This is a genomic window from Pseudomonas synxantha BG33R (assembly GCF_000263715.2).
GTDB classification, from domain to species: domain Bacteria; phylum Pseudomonadota; class Gammaproteobacteria; order Pseudomonadales; family Pseudomonadaceae; genus Aquipseudomonas; species Aquipseudomonas synxantha_A.
Genome location: NZ_CM001514.1, coordinates 2,630,075 through 2,648,394, shown reverse-complemented (window position 1 = coordinate 2,648,394; position 18,320 = coordinate 2,630,075). Strand labels below are relative to the sequence as shown.

19 protein-coding genes are annotated in these 18,320 nt (G+C 61.6%); 10 read left to right on the top strand and 9 right to left on the bottom strand.

What is annotated here, in order from left to right; genetic code table 11:
* The first annotated feature begins 40 nt into the window (after positions 1 to 40).
* Together PSEBG33_RS15395 and PSEBG33_RS15400 are read left to right on the top strand one after the other, a co-directional pair.
* Positions 41 to 1,849 carry a monovalent cation:proton antiporter-2 (CPA2) family protein gene (locus tag PSEBG33_RS15395; protein WP_005787577.1) on the top strand — a complete coding sequence of 603 codons (1,809 nt, stop codon included), beginning with the start codon at positions 41 to 43 and terminating at the stop codon, positions 1,847 to 1,849.
* Between the two features lie 72 nt (positions 1,850 to 1,921).
* Positions 1,922 to 2,476 carry a hypothetical protein gene (locus PSEBG33_RS15400; RefSeq protein ID WP_005787575.1) on the top strand — a complete coding sequence of 185 codons (555 nt, stop codon included), beginning with the start codon at positions 1,922 to 1,924 and terminating at the stop codon, positions 2,474 to 2,476.
* A gap of 28 nt (positions 2,477 to 2,504) precedes the next feature.
* Here the strand turns inward: PSEBG33_RS15400 and PSEBG33_RS15405 are convergent, their stop codons facing one another.
* The 7 genes from PSEBG33_RS15405 to PSEBG33_RS15435 all read right to left on the bottom strand — a co-directional run bounded on the left by PSEBG33_RS15405 (position 2,505) and on the right by PSEBG33_RS15435 (position 9,379).
* On the bottom strand, positions 2,505 to 3,221 hold the full coding sequence (locus tag PSEBG33_RS15405) for an alpha/beta hydrolase (RefSeq protein ID WP_005787572.1): 717 nt from the start codon (positions 3,219 to 3,221) through the stop codon (positions 2,505 to 2,507).
* 10 nt (positions 3,222 to 3,231) lie between these two features.
* Entirely contained in the window at positions 3,232 to 3,987 is a 756-nt protein-coding gene (cobF, locus tag PSEBG33_RS15410; protein ID WP_005787570.1) for a precorrin-6A synthase (deacetylating), read from the bottom strand.
* A 45-nt stretch (positions 3,988 to 4,032) separates the two neighbouring features.
* Positions 4,033 to 4,587, bottom strand: coding sequence for a histidine phosphatase family protein (locus tag PSEBG33_RS15415; RefSeq protein WP_005787569.1), 555 nt, complete (start codon positions 4,585 to 4,587; stop codon positions 4,033 to 4,035).
* A gap of 85 nt (positions 4,588 to 4,672) precedes the next feature.
* The gene (locus tag PSEBG33_RS15420) at positions 4,673 to 5,149 is read right to left on the bottom strand and encodes a YbjN domain-containing protein (RefSeq protein WP_005787567.1); all 477 of its coding nucleotides are present in this window, start codon (positions 5,147 to 5,149) and stop codon (positions 4,673 to 4,675) included.
* 144 nt (positions 5,150 to 5,293) lie between these two features.
* Positions 5,294 to 6,634: an MFS transporter gene (locus tag PSEBG33_RS15425; RefSeq protein WP_005787565.1), complete on the bottom strand. Its 1,341-nt coding sequence runs from the start codon at positions 6,632 to 6,634 to the stop codon at positions 5,294 to 5,296.
* Between the two features lie 33 nt (positions 6,635 to 6,667).
* Positions 6,668 to 8,197: a class I adenylate-forming enzyme family protein gene (locus PSEBG33_RS15430; protein ID WP_005787563.1), complete on the bottom strand. Its 1,530-nt coding sequence runs from the start codon at positions 8,195 to 8,197 to the stop codon at positions 6,668 to 6,670.
* 3 nt (positions 8,198 to 8,200) lie between these two features.
* Positions 8,201 to 9,379: an acetyl-CoA acetyltransferase gene (locus PSEBG33_RS15435; RefSeq protein ID WP_005787560.1), complete on the bottom strand. Its 1,179-nt coding sequence runs from the start codon at positions 9,377 to 9,379 to the stop codon at positions 8,201 to 8,203.
* Positions 9,380 to 9,509: 130 nt separating this feature from the next.
* Here PSEBG33_RS15435 and PSEBG33_RS15440 point away from each other — a divergent pair, with 130 nt between their 5' ends.
* The 8 genes from PSEBG33_RS15440 (at position 9,510) to PSEBG33_RS15475 (ending at position 16,137) form a co-directional block, all read left to right on the top strand.
* A complete protein-coding gene (locus tag PSEBG33_RS15440; protein ID WP_005787559.1) occupies positions 9,510 to 10,082 on the top strand; it encodes a LuxR C-terminal-related transcriptional regulator in 573 nt (190 codons plus the stop codon).
* A 184-nt stretch (positions 10,083 to 10,266) separates the two neighbouring features.
* Positions 10,267 to 11,193 (top strand): citrulline utilization hydrolase CtlX, encoded by a 927-nt coding sequence (ctlX, locus tag PSEBG33_RS15445; RefSeq protein ID WP_005787557.1) that lies wholly within the window; start codon positions 10,267 to 10,269, stop codon positions 11,191 to 11,193.
* 11 nt (positions 11,194 to 11,204) lie between these two features.
* Complete coding sequence (locus PSEBG33_RS15450; RefSeq protein WP_005787555.1) at positions 11,205 to 12,251, top strand: ornithine cyclodeaminase; 1,047 nt, start codon at positions 11,205 to 11,207, stop codon at positions 12,249 to 12,251.
* 226 nt (positions 12,252 to 12,477) lie between these two features.
* Positions 12,478 to 13,257 carry an ABC transporter substrate-binding protein gene (locus tag PSEBG33_RS15455; RefSeq protein ID WP_005787553.1) on the top strand — a complete coding sequence of 260 codons (780 nt, stop codon included), beginning with the start codon at positions 12,478 to 12,480 and terminating at the stop codon, positions 13,255 to 13,257.
* Between the two features lie 132 nt (positions 13,258 to 13,389).
* On the top strand, positions 13,390 to 14,091 hold the full coding sequence (locus PSEBG33_RS15460; RefSeq protein WP_005787550.1) for an ABC transporter permease: 702 nt from the start codon (positions 13,390 to 13,392) through the stop codon (positions 14,089 to 14,091).
* Complete coding sequence (locus PSEBG33_RS15465; RefSeq protein WP_005787549.1) at positions 14,088 to 14,801, top strand: ABC transporter permease; 714 nt, start codon at positions 14,088 to 14,090, stop codon at positions 14,799 to 14,801. Before PSEBG33_RS15460 ends, PSEBG33_RS15465 begins: the two co-directional genes overlap by 4 nt.
* A 3-nt stretch (positions 14,802 to 14,804) precedes the next feature.
* Positions 14,805 to 15,635 carry an ABC transporter ATP-binding protein gene (locus PSEBG33_RS15470; protein ID WP_005787547.1) on the top strand — a complete coding sequence of 277 codons (831 nt, stop codon included), beginning with the start codon at positions 14,805 to 14,807 and terminating at the stop codon, positions 15,633 to 15,635.
* Between the two features lie 4 nt (positions 15,636 to 15,639).
* A complete protein-coding gene (locus tag PSEBG33_RS15475) occupies positions 15,640 to 16,137 on the top strand; it encodes an Lrp/AsnC family transcriptional regulator (protein WP_005787545.1) in 498 nt (165 codons plus the stop codon).
* A 67-nt stretch (positions 16,138 to 16,204) separates the two neighbouring features.
* Here PSEBG33_RS15475 and PSEBG33_RS15480 read toward each other — a convergent pair whose 3' ends face one another.
* Both PSEBG33_RS15480 and PSEBG33_RS15485 read right to left on the bottom strand, forming a co-directional pair.
* Complete coding sequence (locus tag PSEBG33_RS15480) at positions 16,205 to 17,086, bottom strand: TIGR03915 family putative DNA repair protein (RefSeq protein WP_005787544.1); 882 nt, start codon at positions 17,084 to 17,086, stop codon at positions 16,205 to 16,207.
* Positions 17,083 to 18,303, bottom strand: a complete 1,221-nt coding sequence (locus tag PSEBG33_RS15485; protein WP_005787541.1) for a putative DNA modification/repair radical SAM protein — start codon at positions 18,301 to 18,303, stop codon at positions 17,083 to 17,085. The genes PSEBG33_RS15480 and PSEBG33_RS15485 overlap by 4 nt, the downstream gene beginning before the upstream one ends.
* Positions 18,304 to 18,320 lie beyond the last annotated feature (17 nt).

The window sequence follows — 18,320 nt, the reverse complement described above, 5'->3', positions numbered from 1 at the left end:
AATGGTTAGCCGTTGATCCAAGTAAACAATGGAGTTCGCAATGCCCCATGAAGGCAACCTGTTACAAGCGGCCGTAGTGTTCCTGCTCGCTGCCGTGCTCACCGTGCCCCTGGCCAAGCGCCTGCAATTGGGCGCGGTGCTGGGCTATCTGTTTGCCGGTGTGATCATCGGCCCGTCGGTACTCGGCCTGATCGGCAACCCGCAAAGCGTGGCGCAGTTCTCTGAATTGGGTGTGGTGCTGCTGTTGTTCATCATCGGCCTGGAGCTGTCGCCCAAACGCCTGTGGGTGATGCGCAAGGCCGTGTTCGGGGTCGGCCTGGCACAGGTGCTGCTCACCGGGTTGGTCATGGGCGCGGTGGCGCTGTGGCTGTTTGGCCAGCCATGGAACAGTGCCATCGTGCTAGGCCTGGGCCTGGCGCTGTCCTCCACCGCGTTTGGCCTGCAAAGCCTGGCCGAGCGCAAGGAGCTCAACCAGCCCCACGGGCGTCTGGCTTTCGCCATCCTGCTGTTTCAGGACATCGCAGCCATCCCGCTGATCGCCCTCGTCCCCTTGCTGGCCGGCGGCAGCCACCCAACCACCGAAGCCGAGGGCCTGCGCCATGGCTTACAGGTACTGGGCAGCATCGCCGTGGTGATCATCGGCGGGCGCTACCTGTTGCGTCCGGTGTTTCGCATCGTCGCCAAGACCGGTCTGCGCGAAGTGTCCACCGCCACCGCGCTGCTGGTGGTGATCGGCACCGCCTGGCTGATGGAGCTGGTGGGCGTGTCCATGGCCCTGGGGGCGTTCCTCGCCGGCCTGCTGCTGGCAGATTCGGAATACCGCCACGAACTGGAATCCCAGATCGAACCCTTCAAGGGCCTGTTGCTGGGGCTGTTCTTTATCAGCGTGGGCATGGGCGCCAACCTCAGCCTGCTGCTCAGTACGCCGCTGGTGGTGATCGGCCTGACCCTGCTGTTGATCGGGTTGAAACTGCCCCTGCTATACGCCGTTGGCCGCATGGTCGGCGATCTCAATCGCGAAAGCGCCTTGCGCCTCGGCGTGGTGCTGGCAGCCGGGGGTGAATTCGCCTTCGTGGTGTTCAAGATCGGCCGCGACCAAGGCCTGTTCGAACCACACCTTTACGATGTGCTGGTGCTGACCATCACCCTGTCCATGGCGTTGACCCCGCTGTTGCTGCTGGTGTGTCCGAAGCTGTTCAAACCCAAGGTCAAGCCGGTGGAAGTGCCGGAGGAATACCGCGCCATCGAAAGCGACGCGCCCCGCGTGGTCATTGCCGGCATGGGGCGGATGGGTCAGATTGTGGCGCGGATCCTGCGGGCGCAGAACATTTCGTTTATCGCCCTCGACACCTCGGTGGAAACCATCGAGCTGACCCGCAGTTTTGGCGGTATGCCGGTGTTCTACGGTGACCCCCAGCGCCCGGAAATTCTCCACGCGGCCAAGGTCGATCAGGCGGAGTTCTTCGTCATTGCCATGGACGATCCGGAGATCAACATCAAGACCGCCGCTCTGGTGCGCAGCCTCTACCCGCACATGAAGATCATCGCCCGTGCCCGTAACCGCCAGCACGTACACCGCTTGGTGGACCTGGACGCTTCACCGGTGCGCGAAACCTTCTACTCCAGCCTGGAAATGAGCCGCCGCACCCTGGTCGGCCTTGGTTTGAGCCAGGCTCAGGCCGACGCGCGCATCAACCGCTTCAAGACCCACGACCAGCAAGTGCTCGCCGCGCAACACGCAGTGTACGACGATGCAGCCAAAGTCATGCAAACCGCTCAGGAAGCCCGTACGGAACTGGCGCGCTTGTTTGAAATGGACAGGCTTGAGGAAGAGTCCGACAAGGTGTGACATGGAGAATGAACGAAATTGCGAATTTTCTGACAGAATACGCCGCAATTTCGTTCATCCCTGGAGCGCTACATGGCCACGTTCACCAAGACCGCAGTGCTGCTGGCCCTCGCGCTTATCGCCGGCAGCGTGTTCGCTGCCGCCAAGCCAACCACGCAAAAAATCTCCACCTTGGGTGGCAAGTTCACCTTCAACCTGCCCAAGGCTTACAGCGCTGACACCCTGCCCTCCGGCAAGGCTGAGGACGGCACCGCCGATACCCAGGGCACGCTGTATGCCAACTCGACAACGAAAAGTGTAGTGATCGTCGCCGAAACCGTGCGCAACGATGGGGCAACCATCAAGGATAACGACCCGCAGTTCCTCGATGGTGCCGTGGCCGATTTCGTCAAGGACCAGAGCGCCGCCCTGCCCGATTTCAAGAAGCTGGGCGAGAAGAAACTCACTTACAAGGGTCTCGGCCTGCGCCAGGTTGACAGCAGCGCCACCCAGGGCGGCGGCAAGACCTTGAACTCCACGTTCCTGGGCGGTTCCGGCAACCATCTGCTGGTGATCCAGGCGATTTCTCGGGCCGATGATGTGAAGGGGCATGCGGCATTGGTGAAGCAGATTACGGGCGGCAAGTAACCGCCCCTCCCACATTTTTTACTGCATTTCACTTCAGGCTTTTCTCTAGCCAGGCTTTCAAGTCCTGCACTTCCGCTTCGCTGATCGTGTGATTCATCCCCGGGTATTCATGAAACTCCGGCTTGAGCCCCAACCCCACCAGCACCTTATCTGCCTGCGTGGCCGAGCTGAAGGGCAGCGCCTGGTCCAGAGTGCCATGACCGATAAAAATCGCCAGTTTGCCCATGGACGCATCAGGTTTCAGCGCAGACCTGAGTACCGGTAGCACGCTGCCACTGAGCGCGGCGATACCGCGTACCAACTCGGGTTCACGCAAGGCCACCTCGTAAGACATGATCGCGCCCTGGCTGAACCCCACCAGGAATACCCGATCGCTTTGGGTGTGGTACTTGGCCGTGGCCTTGACCACAAAGTCCTTGATCAGTCGGGCGCTGCTGAACAGTTCATCGGTCTCGCCGTTGTACTCAGGCTCATCAGTCTTGGTAAACCAACGATAACCGTGCGGTTCCACCGGCAGCGGCGCACGCACCGACAGGTAGGTCCAGGTGGATGGCAACGCGTCCTTGATACCAAACAGGTCGTCCTCGTTGCTGCCAAAACCATGCAGGAAGATCACCAGCGGCTGGTTGCGCGCATCGCTCTGGGTTTGTTCCAGGTAGGACAACGGCAAGTCGGTGTGCAAGCCGGTATCGGCATGAACGGCGCCGGCCACCAGGGCCAATGCGAGGGCAAGCTGTTTGAGCATCGGATTTACCTCAGGGTTTGCGCAACAAATAGGTGTCCATGATCCAGCCGTTTTCCAGGCGCGCCGCCTTGCGTACCCGTTCAATCTCTTGCGCCACGTGCGCCACTTTACCGCTGATCAGGATTTCGTCAGGCGTGCCCAGGTAGGCGCCCCAGTAAATATCCAGGTCCTGATCCGCCACGCTGCGGTAGGAGTCTTCGGCGTCGAGCATTACTACCAGGGTATCGGCATCACTGGCCTGCCCCGCCGCCAGGCGACGTCCCGTGGTGATTTCGACGGACTTGCCAATACGGTTCAACGGCACCTTATGCTGGGCCGCCAGCGCCTGCACGCTGGTGATGCCGGGGATCACCTCGAACTCGAACACGCACCGGCCACTGGCCAGGATCGCCTGCAAGATACGAATGGTGCTGTCGTACAGCGCAGGATCCCCCCAGGCCAGGAACGCCCCCACTTCACCGTCGGCCATTTCTTCGTTGATCATGCGCTCGAAGGTGTGCTGCTTATCGCGGTTAAGGTCTTGCACGGCGGTGGTGTAGTCGATGTCACCGCGTACGCGCTCAGGGCAATCGGCCTCGACAAAACGGTAGCCGGGCTCGGTGATGTAGGTCTGGCAGATCTCACGGCGCAGGTCGATCAGCTTGTCCTTGCTCTGGCCCTTGTCCATCAGGAAGAACACGTCGGTACGGTTCAGCGCCTTCACGGCCTGCATCGTGATGTAGTCAGGGTTGCCGGCGCCAATGCCGATGATCAGGATGCGTTTCATGGGGTGCTCTCAGTGCGGGGCGTTGATTTTGCCATGATCTGCACGTCAGGCGTGAGTTTCCAGGCGCAGGCGCCACACACCATTGAAGCGCAACTCAGTGGCCGACAGGGGCTCGACGTCGATCCGATAGAACATCGAGACCGGGAACTGCATGACGGAGAGCATCGCGGCGCGAATCACGAACGGGTGGGTCACGGCGACTGTATGGCCAGGGTGGGTTTCGAGAGATTCGAGCCATTGGCCCACACGCGCACAGAGCTGATCCACCGACTCGCCGCCATGGGGTGCGCGGGTGCTGTCGGCGCTCCAGGCCTTTAATTCCTGGCTATCGAGTTGGCTGATGTCCTGGCCTTTCCATGAACCGAGATCAACATCGCGCAACGCCATTTCCACCTCGGCGTGGGCGCCGAACAAGCCGGCTGTCTGGCGGGCCCTGGCTTCGGGGCCGCAGAGCAGGCGTGGCTGTTTTTTGTAGCGTCCGGCCAGGGAGCAAGCAGCACTTTGCCAGTCCATCGAGACGGACTCATCGTCGGGAAAACGCCCATGTTTTTGCAGGGGGGTGATGGCGTGGCAGATCAGGGTCAAACGGGTGGCGAGCATCGCACTTCACTCTGTTTTCGGTATGTTACTGCACCCCCAGTGTGAAGGATGTACCTGTGGGAGGGGCTTGCCCCCCCACATTTAATCAGGCGGATGCACTTTCACTGAGCGGCGCGGCTACGGCCTGGGCCTGCAACTGCGCGGCTTGCTGGCTGTATTCGCGCAGGTAGACGATAAATTCCTGCAACAGGCGGTCCCACAGTTCCAACTGGCTACGCAGATGCGAAGCGCCGACACCGGCAACCACCACGTCCATCTCCATCAACAGAAACTCCCCCTGCACCGACAACCGCGCAAAGCGCCGCGAGGCATTCCACACCTGAGCCAGCCCCTCGGGCAATTCACCCTGCACCCGCAGGGCGCAGCTGTAGGTAAAGTCCACATAACTGCCCTGCTCGGCCGCCGGGTTGCCAAAGCGCACGGCAAAACCGATGCCCTGACTGGCGCTGAGCAATTGCACAACGCCGTTCTGCTCAGACTGGTTGACCCGATACCCGGCTTCCTGCAACAGCTCGGTGAGGCTTTGAATGGATACGCTGGTGATCAGTTGAACATCGCTCATAGTGGTCTCTTCCTTGTTGATCATTGATTAAGGCGGTGTGCGAGCATCGAACCGATTAAGGTATAGCTCATCGCCAAAACCTTGGGTCAATTCATTGGAAATGACCCATTCTCATCACAACAACGGCTGACCACCTTTTTTCGATCATGCTGCATCAGTCAGATAAGCGTCGGCTATGAGGCCGTCTTCGGGAGCAAGCCCCCTCCCACATGCGACAAAATCCTCCTTGCGCAACACCACCAATGCCACCAACGACACCACCCCGGTGGCCACGTAGAAGTACCACGGCGAAGTAATGTCCCCGGTCACCTTGATCAACCAGGTGGAAATCAACGGCGCACTGCCGCCAAACACCGCCACCGGCACGTTGTATGCCACTGCAATCCCGGTGGAGCGAATCCGCGTCGGCAGCAGCTCACTCATCAACGCGTAGGTCGACGACGCATACAGCCCGAACAGAATCGCCACCGCCATCAACGGTGCGAAGAACGACGCCGGGGTCGCGGTAGGTGCCGACTTGAACAGCCAGAACATCGCCAGGGTCGCCAGCGTGCCGATCACCATCAGGAACGGCTTGCGCCCGTATTTATCGGTAAATGCCCCGCCAAACGGCATCACGAAGGCGGCCGAGAAACTGGCAACGAACACGTAGAGCAAGGTGGTGCCGCTGTCGAACTTGAGGATCTTGGCCATGTAGGTCGAGGCGAAGGTCAGCACCAGGTAGAAGATCGAGCTGTGCAAGGTGATGATAAAGAACACCAGGGCAATCGCGCGCTTCCACTGCCAGACCTCCCGCAGCGGCGCCCGCGAGGTTTGCCCGGCGCGTTGCAGGGCTAAAAACTCGGGGCTGTCTTCAAGCTTGAGGCGGATGTACATGGAGATAAAGCCCAGGGGCGCAGCGATCAGGAACGGTACGCGCCAGGCCCATTCCTGCATGACCTCGGCGCCCAGCACCCAGGTCATGCCATTGGCCACGGCGCCGCCCAGCAACAGGCCGAGCACAGCGGTGACCATCAACCAGCAGGTGGCGAAGCCGCGGCGACCGGGCCCGGCGTATTCGGAGATAAAGCTGGTGACCGTGCCGATTTCGCCGCCCGCCGAGAAGCCCTGCACGCAGCGCACCAGGATCAGCAGGATCGGCGCGGCGATGCCCAGGCTGGCGTAGGTCGGCAACAACCCCAGCATCACCGTGGAACCGGTCATCATCACCAGCGCCATGATCAGGGTTTTGCGCCGGCCGATCTTGTCTGCCAGCGGGCCGAAGAACAGCCCACCCAGAGGGCGGATAAAGAAGCTCAGGGCAAACGCGGCGAAGCTGGCCAGCAGGCTGGTGGTGGGGTCATCGGAGACGAAGAACGCCTGGCCGATATAGACCGCGAGAAACCCATAGACGCCGTAGTCGTACCACTCGATCAAGTGGCCCGAGGTGGCGCCCAGAAACGCTCGGCGGCGCTTGCGGACAGTGTCTTGTGCGGGATTGCCCATCGTGGGGACTCCTTGTCTGATTATCGATCCATGTCAAAGCGCGGCGATACTCGCTGCTTTCAACCACTGCCGCAAGTCGGTCTTGAGAATCTTGCCGTAGCTGTTCTTGGGCAAGTCGCTGCGCCACACATATTTTTTCGGTTTCTTGAACGAGGCCATGCGCGCCAGGAACCAGGCGGTGAGTTCGCCCTCATCCAGGGGCTGGCCGCTGCGCGTCACCACAAATGCCACCACCGACTCGCCCCACTGAGCGTCCGGCTCGCCCACCACGCACACCTCAAACACCTGCGGATGCTGGGCCAGTACTTCCTCGACTTCACGCGGGTAGACGTTGCTGCCGCCGCTGATGATCACGTCCTTGGAGCGATCCGTCAGGGTCAGATAGCCGGCCGCGTCGAGATAGCCGATATCACCGGTCAGCAGCCAGCCGTCCACCAAGGTTTGGCCAGTGGCCTGCGGGTTGCGCCAGTAGCCTTGCATCACGGTGGCGCCACGCACCGCGATTTCGCCGCGCTCGCCGGTGGGCAAAGGCTGGTGCGCAGTATCGAGAATACGGATTTCCACACAGGACTGCGCGTGGCCCACCGAAGCGGCCAGGCTGGCCCAGTCGGGGCGTTGGCGATCGGCAATCACTGCACGGGGCAACACGCTGATGGTCATGGGGCTCTCGCCCTGACCGTAGATCTGCACCAGGCGCGGCCCGAAGGTGTCGGCGGCTTCACGCAGATCGGCCAGGTACATCGGGCCGCCGCCATACACGATGGTCTTGATGCCAGCGCCGTGATAATCCTGGCGCCGTGCCTGCTCGACCATGCGCTTGACCATGGTCGGCGCGGCAAACAGCGACACATTGCCCACCTGCTCGGCCAGCCCGAACAGCTCGGCGGCGTCGAAGCCATGGGAGGCCGGCACCACGTGGCGTGCGCCGCAGCGCACATGGATGAAGTTATACAGGCCAGCACCGTGGGACATCGGCGCGGCATACACTGCCGCATCGTCGGCGCTGACCGCATCGACATCTGTGGCGTAGCACAGCGACATCGCGACCAGGTTGCCGTGGGACAGCATCACGCCCTTGGAGCGCCCTGTCGTGCCGGAGGTATAGAACAGCCAGGCGAGGTCCTGGTCGTGGCGTGGCACCGGTTGTTCCAGGGTCGGCCAGCCAGTGTTGGGAGGTAAGAGGTGGCCGTCCAGCTCCTTGCAGCGCGGGGGCAAATCCCGCGATGAGAACACCCGGCCGCCATCGGTAAAGATCAAGCGTGCCTCGGCGTTATCGGCAATCCACGCCGCTTCGCTGGGATGCAGTTTGGCATTGATCGGCACTGCCACGGCGCCCATCCACCAGATGGCGTAGAGCAACTCCAGGTAGTCGCAGCTGTTTTTCATCAGCAGCGCCACCGCGTCCCCCGGCACCAGGCCGTGCTGGTCCACCAGGTGCGCGGCGCGTTGGCGCACGTGGGCGGCGAAGGTGGCGTAGTCGGCCACTTGGGTGGTGCCGTTGAACAGCGCCGGGCGTTGCGGGGCCCGACGCTGGGTGTCGTGCAGCCAGTTGGCAATGTTCATGGCTCAGCTCCGGCGTGCCTGCAGGACCGATGCGTAGTTGGCCACCGCCATGCCGCCCATGTTGAACACCAGGCCGAACTCCGGGTTGGGCACCGCCAGGCCAATCGGTTCGCCGGTCAATTGCCGGAACGCCAAGGCATGCATGGACACCCCCGTTGCACCGACCGGATGCCCCTTGGCCTTGAGCCCGCCGGAAAGGTTGACCGGCAAGCGCCCGCCGGCACGCACCACGCCGCTGTCGAGCACGCGATGCCCTTCGCCTTTGGGCGCCAGGCCCATGGCTTCGTAGATCAGCAGCTCGGCAATGGTGAAACAGTCGTGCACCTCGGCGAAGCTCAGGTCTGCCAGGGTCACATTCGCTGCGCGCAGCGCTGCATGGATCGCTCGTTGCGGGCCTTCAAAGGCGAGGATGTCGCGCTGGGCGATGGGCAAGGTGTCATTGACCTGGGTCATCGCCCGGATCTGCACCTCGCGGCGAAACGCTCGCGCACGTTTGGGTGACGCCAGGATGATCGCAGCGGCGCCGTCGCTGATCAGCGAACAGTCCGTCAGCCGCAGGGAGTCGGCCACGAACGGGTTGCTCTGGGACACGTTGTTGCAGTGCTCGAAATTCATCTCCCGATGCATCTGCGCCAGAGGGTTCGCCATGGCGTTGGAGTGGTTTTTGGTGGCGATGGCCGCCATCGAGCCCAGCGGGCAGTGGTAGCGCTCGGCGTATTGGCGGGCGGCGCGGCCGAACAATTGCGGGAAACTCAGGCCGGCTTCGGCCGGGTCGTTCTGATAGCCGGCGCCGGCCAGCGCTTGGGTGACCGCGGCGGTGCTGGTGTGGGTCATCTTTTCGGCGCCCACCACCAGCACCAACTCGGCGCTGCCGGAGAGAATCGCATTGACTCCCGCCTGGATCGCCGCCGAACCCGAAGCGCAGGCGTTTTCGCAGCGGGTGGCAGGTTTGAAGCGCAGCCCGGGGTCGGCCTGCAACAGCAACGAGGCGGCAAAGCCGTCGGGCACCAGCCCAGAGTTGAAATGCCCCAGGAACAGCGCGTCGATTTGCGACGCATCAATCGCAGCGTCGCTCAGGGCTTCACGGGTAACCTGGACGATCAGGTCTTCCAGCGTGGTGCCTTCCAAGCGACCAAAGCGGGAGTGACCAGCGGCAACAATGGAGACGCAATCAGCAGGCATAATCAATTTCTTCTGTTCTTGATCCGGACTTTACTTACAATGACCCACCCCTGGTCCCGCGCCAATTCGTGTAACTACTTACATGGGTAAGTAGCGCACCAGGGCATTGAACAACGAGGCAGGATGCCCCATGAACGCCCTTGCACAGCAATTTCCCGACCTCGAACGCCTGGCGTTCAAGCTGTCCCCTGCCCCGCAGATCGTCACCAGCGACCGGGTAATACTCGACTGCAACGATGCCTTCCTGAAGCTGTTCGGCTATACGCGCCAGGCGCTGGTCAATCAGTTGACCCTGCTGATCTACCCGTCCCAGGCCGACTACCATGCCATCGGCAAGCGCAGCCATGACTGGCTGCTCGACAGCGACAACGGCTTTTATTCCGATGAGCGCTTCATGCAGCACCACAATGGCGAAGTGTTCTGGGCCAAGTCCCACGGCTACACCCTCACCCCCAAAGACCCGTTCAAGCTGATGATCTGGCACTTCGAACGCCTGGACCGTCTGCATCAGGGCACTGGCGACCTCACGCCGCGGGAGCGGGAAATCGCCATGCACATCGTCAATGGTTTCAAGTCCAAGGAAATCGCCCTGCGCCTGGCGATTTCCCACCGCACGGTGGAAGTGCACCGGGCGCGGTTGATGAAGAAATTGCAGGCCAAGACCGTGGTGGAGTTGGTGTCGAAGATCATTATGGTGGCGTGACAGGTAACGGCTATTGAGCAGGTTGCCCCCCTACATGTGAGCACATTTCAATCCGGCAGCCGATTCAGCTGCCTTATCCACCTTTTCAGCTTTCCCGGCTGAGCCGCCCCGCTGTTTCAGCCGGGATCCTCCCACCCTATGGCACAAAATAGCTTCACAAGATCCCCCATGGACCCGTGCCCCCATGCAAACCACCAACACCGTCCTGATGATTCGCCCGGCGCGTTTTGCCTTCAACCCGGATACCGCGATCAACAACCGTTTTCAACGCCCGCCGCCGGACCCGCTCAGTGCACAGCACAAAGCGCTGGAAGAATTCGACGGCTATGTCGACACCCTGCGCAGTCACGGCGTGGAGGTGCTGGTGGTGCAGGACACTCCGGCCCCTCACACCCCGGACTCGATCTTTCCCAATAATTGGTGGAGCAGCCACGCCGACGGCAGCCTGGTGCTCTACCCCATGCAAGGCCAGAACCGACGACTGGAGCGCAACAAGGGCGTGCTGCAAGTTCTGGAGCAGCGCTTTGCGATCAACACCACCATCGACCTCAGCCACCTGGAACAACAGGACATCTTCCTCGAAGGCACCGGCAGTATGGTGCTCGACCGCCAGCACCGCATCAGCTACGCCTGCCACTCCGGGCGCACCCATCACGCGGCGCTGCGCCAGTTTGCCGAACGTCTGGACTACCAACTCTGCGTGTTCCACGCCCTGGACCGCCACCACGCGCCGATCTACCACAGCAACGTGATGATGAGCGTCGGTCGCGACCTCGCAGTGGTGTGCCTGCAAGCCCTGCCCGACGAGCGCGAGCGCCTGGCCCTGGAACGCTCACTGCGCGACACCGGCAAGGACATCCTCGCCCTCGACTTCGACCAGTTGGAAGCCTTCGCCGGCAACATGCTCGAAGTCCACGACCGTGACGGCCAACCGCTGCTGGTGATGTCCGCCAGCGCCTGGCGCGCGTTGCAACCGGCGCAGCGCCAGCAGGTGGAGCGCCATACGCGACCAGTGGTGGTGAATATCGACAACATCGAACGCATCGGCGGCGGCAGTGCCCGTTGCATGTTGGCCGAAGTGCATCTGCCGATCCGCCCCTCATTTCAATAAGGAGTCTTGCCATGACCCGTTATATCGACGTCAACGACCTCAGCTACCTGGTTTCGCAAAAAGGTGTGCAAACCTGCATCACCGAGATGGCCGAGTACATCCGTGCCGACTACCTGCGCTGGCAGGACTTCGAGAAATGCGCACGCCTGGCCAACCATTCACCGGATGGCGTGATCGAGTTGATGCCCGTCTCGGACGCCTCGCTGTACGCGTTCAAATACGTCAACGGCCACCCGAAAAACACTCTGGCCGGTATGTTGACCGTGATGGCCTTTGGCGCCTTGGGCGATGTGGATACCGGCAAACCCGTGCTGCTGGCGGAAATGACCCTGACTACCGCCATCCGCACCGCTGCCACCTCGGCCCTGGTCGCCCGCTACCTGGCGCGCGACAACAGCCGCAGCATGGCGTTGATCGGCAACGGCTGCCAAAGCGAATTCCAGGCCCTGGCCTTCCACGCCATGCTTGGCATTAACGAAATTCGCCTGTTCGATATCGACGCCAAGGCCACCGCCAAACTCGCCGCCAACCTCAAGGCGTTTCCGGCGATCAAGGTGATCCTGGCTGACAGCGTGGCCGAGGCGGTCAAAGGCGCGGATATCGTCACCACCGTCACCGCCGACAAGGCTTATGCAACCATCCTCACCGACGAGATGATCGAACCGGGTATGCACCTCAATGCCGTGGGTGGCGATTGCCCGGGCAAGACCGAGCTGGACCGGCGCATCGTCGAACGCGCCCGGGTGATCGTGGAATACGAACCGCAAAGCCGCATCGAAGGTGAGATCCAGCACATGCCTGAGGATTCGCCGGTGACGGAGTTGTGGCAAGTGATCAACGGCCAGAAGCCCGGCCGCGAGAATGCGCGCCAGATCACCCTGTTCGACTCGGTGGGTTTTGCCATCGAAGACTACTCGGCCCTGCGCTATGTACTGGACGTCGCCAAGGCGTTGGACGTGGGCAGCGAGCTGGAACTGGTACCCGACCTAGCTGACCCCAAAGACCTGTTTGCCCGCCTGGCCCGGCAGCCGGTCGCACAGCACAAAAAGCGCGCCTGAGACCGCTCTGGCCTGCCGCTTTGCGTCGAGGGCAGGCCGGACTTTGCTGGGTTAAAAGCCGATTCGGCGGGTGCAACAGCCGATTGCGCTGCATTGTTGGTTTTAACAGCGCAATTTGCGCTTTGTGCAGGGGGTAAACGACACAAAAAACGCACCATCATGAAGCATTCTCTGCTCCCAGTTATTCACTGCCCTGACATCAATTACAAAATATAGGGACCTCCACATGACTCCACTGCGATCACTCTTCGCTGCGTTGCTGTTGCCTCTGTGCGCCACCGCCGCCCACGCCCAGGACTGGAAAGAAATCCGTTTTGGCGTGTTCCCCGAATACCCACCCTTCGAATCCGTGGCCGCCGACGGCAGCCTGCAAGGCTTCGATATTGAACTGGGCAACGCCATCTGCGCCAAGCTCGAAGTGAAATGCACCTGGGTGCACAATGAATTCGACGGCATGATCCCGGCCCTGCGTGCGCGCAAGTTCGACGCCATCATGTCCTCCATGGCCGTGACCCCGGCTCGCGAAAAAGTCATCGACTTTACCGATCGCCTGTTCCTCAGCCCCACCTCGGTGATCACGCGCAAAGGCGCCGACTTCGGCGATACCCCGGAATCGCTCAAGGGCAAGCAGGTCGGCGTGCTGCAAGGCTCGCTGCAGGAAGCCTACGCCCGAGCGCACCTGGCCAGGCTGGGCGCGCAGATCAAGGCGTACCAGTCTCAAGAGCAGAACTACGCCGACCTGCAAAACGGGCGCCTCGACGCCACCCTCACCGACAAACTCGAAGCCCAGCTCAACTTCCTGTCCAAGCCCGAAGGCGCCGACTTCAAGACCGGCCCTGCCTTCAAGGACCCGACCCTGCCGCTGGACATCGCCATGGGCCTGCGCAAGAACGACCAGGCACTGCGTGAGCTGATCAACAAAGGCATCGCCGCCGTCCAGGCCGATGGCACTTACGCGCAGATCCAGAAGAAATACTTCGGCGATCAAGATATCTACAACGAGTGATGTCCGCGCCCCTGTAGGAGCGAGCTTGCTCGCGAAAAGCGTCAACGATAACGCGTTAAGCCAGCATGAACGCGGCGCCCTTGAGTTTTTCGCGAGCAAGCTCGCTCCTACATATAAAGAGATCTCCTTCCCATGAACGAACTCCTCAACCTGCAAGGCTACGGCCCAATGCTGGCCCAGGGTGCCTGGATGACGCTCAAGCTGGCCTTCCTCGCCCTGGCCCTGAGTCTCACCCTGGGCCTGGTCGCCGCCGGCGCCAAACTCTCCAGCGCCAGATGGCTGCGCGTACCGGCCACGCTCTACACCACGCTGATCCGCAGCGTGCCGGACCTGGTGTTGATCCTGCTGATCTTCTACAGCCTGCAACTGTGGCTCAACGACCTGACTGAAGTATTCGGCTGGGACTACTTTGAAATCGACCCGTTCACCGCCGGGGTGGTCACCCTGGGCTTTATCTACGGCGCGTATTTCACCGAGAACTTCCGTGGCGCGATCCTCAGCGTACCGGTGGGCCAGTTGGAAGCCGCGACGGCTTATGGCCTGAGCCGCTGGCAGCGCTTCCACCTGGTGCTGTTCCCACAACTGATGCGCTTTGCCCTGCCGGGCCTGGGCAATAACTGGCTGGTGCTGCTCAAGTCCACGGCGCTGGTGTCGATCATCGGCCTGTCAGACCTGGTCAAGGCCGCGCAGAACGCCGGCAAGTCCACCAGCGAGCCACTGTATTTCCTGATCCTCGCGGGGCTGGTGTACCTGCTGATCACTACCCTCTCCAACCGCATCTTCAAGCGCCTCGAACGGCGCTATAACCTGGGCATCAAGGGGATGGCGCGATGATCGAACTGTTCCAGCAATACGGCCTGGCCTACCTGTTCAGCGATGGCAGCGGCTTGTCCGGCGTCGCCATGACCTTGTGGCTGTTCATCATCTCGGTGGTGCTCGGCTTTTGCCTGTCGATTCCCCTGGCACTGGCGAGGGTTTCGCAGCATTTCTGGCTGCGCTGGCCGGTGGAGGTCTACACCTATCTGTTCCGTGGCACGCCGCTGTATATCCAACTGTTGATCTGCTACACCGGGCTGTACAGCCTGGAGGTGGTGCAGGACAACGCCCTGCTCAACCAGTTTTTCCGCAATGCGCTGAACTGCACCTTGTTGGCGTTTGTGCTCAACACCTGTGCCTACACCGTGGAAATCTTCGCCGGGGCGATCCGCAATATTCCCCACGGCGAAATCGAAGCGGCACGCGCCTATGGCCTGCACGGCTGGCGCCTGAATCTGTTCGTGGTGGTACCCGCCGCATTGCGCCGCGCATTACCGGCCTACAGCAATGAAATGATCCTGATGCTGCACGCCACGTCACTGGCGTTTACCGCCACCGTTGCCGACATCCTCAAGGTCGCCCGCGATGCGAATGCCGAAACCTTCCTGACCTTTCAGGCGTTTGGTATCGCTGCCCTGCTCTACATGTTGCTGTCCTTTGCACTGGTGGGCCTGTTTCGGCTGGCCGAACGTCGCTGGATGCGTTTTCTTGTTCCTACCCGAGGCTAACCCATGAATCAGTCCGCGCAGGCCCTGGCCGCTTATCCGGTGGATGTACCGGTTGTCGAAACTGCAACCGCCGCCATCAAGCTTCAAGTCGAAGGCATTCATAAACGCTACGGCGAACACGAAGTGCTGAAAGGTGTGTCCCTCAATGCCCGTCAAGGCGATGTGATCAGTCTGATCGGCGCCAGCGGCTCGGGCAAAAGCACCATGCTGCGTTGCATCAACTTTCTTGAACAGCCGGACGCAGGCGTCATCACCCTGGACGGCATCAGCATCGAAATGCAGCGAGGCCGTGCCGGCTCCCGCGCGCCGCACCAGGCACAACTGCAAAACCTGCGCACGCGCCTGGCCATGGTGTTCCAGCACTTCAACCTGTGGAGTCACATGACGGTGCTGGAAAACATCACCATGGCCCCGCGCCGGGTGCTGAATGTGAGCGCCACCGAGGCGGAAAAACGTGCGCGCCTGTACCTGGACAAAGTCGGCTTGCCAGGCCGCGTGGCGGATCAATACCCGGCGTTCCTCTCGGGTGGCCAGCAGCAACGCGTGGCGATTGCGCGGGCATTGGCGATGGAGCCGGAGATTATCCTGTTCGACGAACCGACCTCAGCCCTCGACCCGGAACTTGTAGGCGAAGTGCTCAAAGTCATACAGACGTTGGCCGAGGAAGGCCGTACCATGTTGATGGTCACCCACGAAATGGGCTTTGCCCGCCAGGTGTCCAGCCAAGTGCTGTTCCTGCATCAGGGCCGGGTCGAGGAACACGGCGGCGCCGAGATCCTCGACCACCCCAACAGCGAACGCTTGCAGCAATTTCTTTCCAACCGTTTGAAGTGAACTCATGGATACCAAGGCCAACGGACCCCACTCCTCCCCTGCGCTGGATCGCATCGACGAGGCGATCATCGACGTGCTCAGGCACCAGGGGCGCATCACCTATGAAAAACTCTCGTCGCTGGTGCACCTGACCCCCAGGCCATGCCTGGAGCGGGTGCGCAAGTTGGAGCGACGCGGGGTGATCCGTGGGTATGGGGCGATCATCGATGTGCAGATGGTCTCACCAGGGCTGTCGCTGCTGGTGCTGGTGGCCTTGTCCAACCAGAGCGGGCGCTCGGCGCAAAAGGCCTTCGAAGCCTGCGTCAAAGCCTGCCCGCAGGTGTTCGAATGCCAGTTGATCAGCGGGCCGTTCGACTACAGCCTGCGTATGCGCTGCCGGGATATGGAGCATTATCGGGTGCTGACCGAGATCTGGTTGAACAATGACGAGTTGCACATCGATAAGCTGGTGGCGCATCCGGAGCTCGCGGTGGTCAAGAACACCGCCACCGAACTGGCCTGATACCCACTCCCCCAGGCTGCGAAAACCAAATGTGGGAGCTGGCTTGCCTGCGATAGCGGTGCATCAGTCACCCCACATCTGACTGGTCGACCGCTATCGCAGGCAAGCCAGCTCCCACATTGACCGGGTTTGCAATTCTTTTGCCTGGCTTGGCCCCCACCAGCTTCGCCTGCCCATCCTTCTGCTTGCCCGTACGCGCCTCGCTGATCAGCCCCGGGATCAACTTGCCCTCCGGCAAATTTTTCCAGAACCGACTGGGCAAGTGCCCTTCCATCACCTTGGGATTCAGCCGCGCCGGGTTGAAGATGTGACTGTAGTAGGTCAGCCACATGGCGCTGTGGGGGTCTTCGACATTTTGCGCCAGTTGCTGCCACGCCTCGGGGCAGCGGCGTTGGTGAACCAACTGCTCGCCGTCGTAATACACCCCGTCCAGGGGCGTCGCGATCATCCACCGATGGCGGCCCATGCGCCCGACAAAGTGCTGGCTGGCACTTTTGAGAATGTCATGGGCCGGTTCATGCCAGGCCACGTATTCAGGAAGTTCGGGCCCCGCCTCGGCCGGCAGGGCAATAAAGCGCACAAACGCATGCAGGTGATGGGCCTCGCGGCTGACTTGCTTGATGCGTCGCTGCAACTCGCTGCCCAGCTTGTCCCCCGCCAGCATCGCGGTGCGATCACCGTGGCTGACCCGCCACAGCACTTCATACAGCAGGCTCCAGCGTTGATCACCGTGATAACAGGCGGCAGACTCCAGCAACTCCAACAGCGCCTTGGGAATGCGTGCCTGGAACGGCCCCAACCCTGGCGGGATCGGCTCATCGGTAGCGAACAGGTCAGCTGCTTGTGCCTCGCCCCAGCTCACCTGGCTGGGGTCGACCTGATGGCTGAGCAGCCAGCGCGCCTGTTCGCGCCAAGTACTGAACAGGTTGTCGCATTCCAGGCTGATCATCCCCACAACCCCATCTGTTGCGGTTGCGGACGGTCGCGCAATTGCTCGCGCAGCAACACGCTTGTGCTGTCGGCCTGTTGCGGGTGGTAGTCACTGGTGATGAAGAACGGTTTGGCCTTGGCCAGTACGCAGCGCATACGCGCCAGGTCTTCGAAGCGGATCTTGCGCTCGCGGCGCAGATCCACCAGGCGTTGGGTGGTGCGCAGGCCAATACCGGGGATGCGCGCAATCAGGGTGGGCTCTGCGCGGTTCAGGTCCAGAGGGAACACTTCGCGATGCTCCAGGGCCCAGGCCAGCTTGGGGTCGATATCCAGGGCCAGGTGGCCGGGGCCGGCAAACAGCTCCCTGGCGCTGAAACCGTAGCTGCGCAGCAGGAAATCGGCCTGGTACAAGCGGTGCTCGCGCATCAACGGCGGCGCGGCCAGGGGCACGCTTTTCGGGCTGTTGGGGATGGGACTGAACGCCGAGTAGTACACTCGCCGCAGCTTGAAATTGCCATACAACGCCTCGGCACCGTGGAGGATGGTGCTGTCATCAGTGTCGTCGGCGCCGACGATCATCTGCGTGCTCTGCCCGGCCGGGGCGAAACGCGGGGCGCGAGGCTCGTTGAACACCGTCTGCTCGCCGGTGTAGATGGTCTGCATCGCCTGCTTGATCGACACAATCTGCTTCTCCGGCGCCAGGGTCTGCAGGCTGGCCTCGGTGGGCAGTTCGATATTCACGCTCAGGCGATCGGCATAACGACCAGCCTCGGCAATCAATGCAGGATCCGCATCGGGAATGGTCTTGAGGTGGATATAGCCGCGAAAGTCATGCTCTTCGCGCAGCAGTTTGGCGACCCGCACCAATTGCTCCATGGTGTAGTCCGACGAACGGATGATGCCGGAGCTGAGAAACAGCCCGCTGACGCAATTGCGCTTGTAGAAATCCAGGGTCAGGGTGACCACCTCTTCCGGGCTGAAACGCGCACGGGGCACGTCGCTGGAACGGCGGTTGACGCAATACTGGCAGTCGTAGAGGCAGAAGTTGGTGAGCAACACCTTGAGCAGCGACACGCAACGGCCATCGGGCGTGTAGCTGTGGCAGATGCCCATGCCGTCGGTGGAACCCAACCCCGCCTTGCCCTCGGAGCTGCGCTTGGGCGCGCCGCTGCTGGCGCACGACGCGTCGTACTTGGCGGCGTCGGCGAGGATGCTGAGTTTTTCGATCAACTGCATGGCGGGCTACCGATACT

Bases quoted from the DNA above. Each gene is read 5' to 3' on its own strand.
- PSEBG33_RS15460 (WP_005787550.1), top strand. From the start codon at position 13,390: ATGAACGAACTCCTCAACCTGCAAGGCTACGGCCCAATGCTGGCCCAG.
- PSEBG33_RS15475 (WP_005787545.1), top strand. From the start codon at position 15,640: ATGGATACCAAGGCCAACGGACCCCACTCCTCCCCTGCGCTGGATCGC.
- PSEBG33_RS15455 (WP_005787553.1), top strand. From the start codon at position 12,478: ATGACTCCACTGCGATCACTCTTCGCTGCGTTGCTGTTGCCTCTGTGC.
- PSEBG33_RS15415 (WP_005787569.1), bottom strand. From the start codon at position 4,587: ATGCTCGCCACCCGTTTGACCCTGATCTGCCACGCCATCACCCCCCTG.
- PSEBG33_RS15395 (WP_005787577.1), top strand. From the start codon at position 41: ATGCCCCATGAAGGCAACCTGTTACAAGCGGCCGTAGTGTTCCTGCTC.
- PSEBG33_RS15400 (WP_005787575.1), top strand. From the start codon at position 1,922: ATGGCCACGTTCACCAAGACCGCAGTGCTGCTGGCCCTCGCGCTTATC.
- PSEBG33_RS15430 (WP_005787563.1), bottom strand. From the start codon at position 8,197: ATGAACATTGCCAACTGGCTGCACGACACCCAGCGTCGGGCCCCGCAA.
- PSEBG33_RS15425 (WP_005787565.1), bottom strand. From the start codon at position 6,634: ATGGGCAATCCCGCACAAGACACTGTCCGCAAGCGCCGCCGAGCGTTT.
- PSEBG33_RS15470 (WP_005787547.1), top strand. From the start codon at position 14,805: ATGAATCAGTCCGCGCAGGCCCTGGCCGCTTATCCGGTGGATGTACCG.
- PSEBG33_RS15485 (WP_005787541.1), bottom strand. From the start codon at position 18,303: ATGCAGTTGATCGAAAAACTCAGCATCCTCGCCGACGCCGCCAAGTAC.
- PSEBG33_RS15435 (WP_005787560.1), bottom strand. From the start codon at position 9,379: ATGCCTGCTGATTGCGTCTCCATTGTTGCCGCTGGTCACTCCCGCTTT.
- ctlX (WP_005787557.1), top strand. From the start codon at position 10,267: ATGCAAACCACCAACACCGTCCTGATGATTCGCCCGGCGCGTTTTGCC.
- PSEBG33_RS15420 (WP_005787567.1), bottom strand. From the start codon at position 5,149: ATGAGCGATGTTCAACTGATCACCAGCGTATCCATTCAAAGCCTCACC.
- PSEBG33_RS15465 (WP_005787549.1), top strand. From the start codon at position 14,088: ATGATCGAACTGTTCCAGCAATACGGCCTGGCCTACCTGTTCAGCGAT.
- cobF (WP_005787570.1), bottom strand. From the start codon at position 3,987: ATGAAACGCATCCTGATCATCGGCATTGGCGCCGGCAACCCTGACTAC.
- PSEBG33_RS15440 (WP_005787559.1), top strand. From the start codon at position 9,510: ATGAACGCCCTTGCACAGCAATTTCCCGACCTCGAACGCCTGGCGTTC.
- PSEBG33_RS15450 (WP_005787555.1), top strand. From the start codon at position 11,205: ATGACCCGTTATATCGACGTCAACGACCTCAGCTACCTGGTTTCGCAA.
- PSEBG33_RS15480 (WP_005787544.1), bottom strand. From the start codon at position 17,086: ATGATCAGCCTGGAATGCGACAACCTGTTCAGTACTTGGCGCGAACAG.
- PSEBG33_RS15405 (WP_005787572.1), bottom strand. From the start codon at position 3,221: ATGCTCAAACAGCTTGCCCTCGCATTGGCCCTGGTGGCCGGCGCCGTT.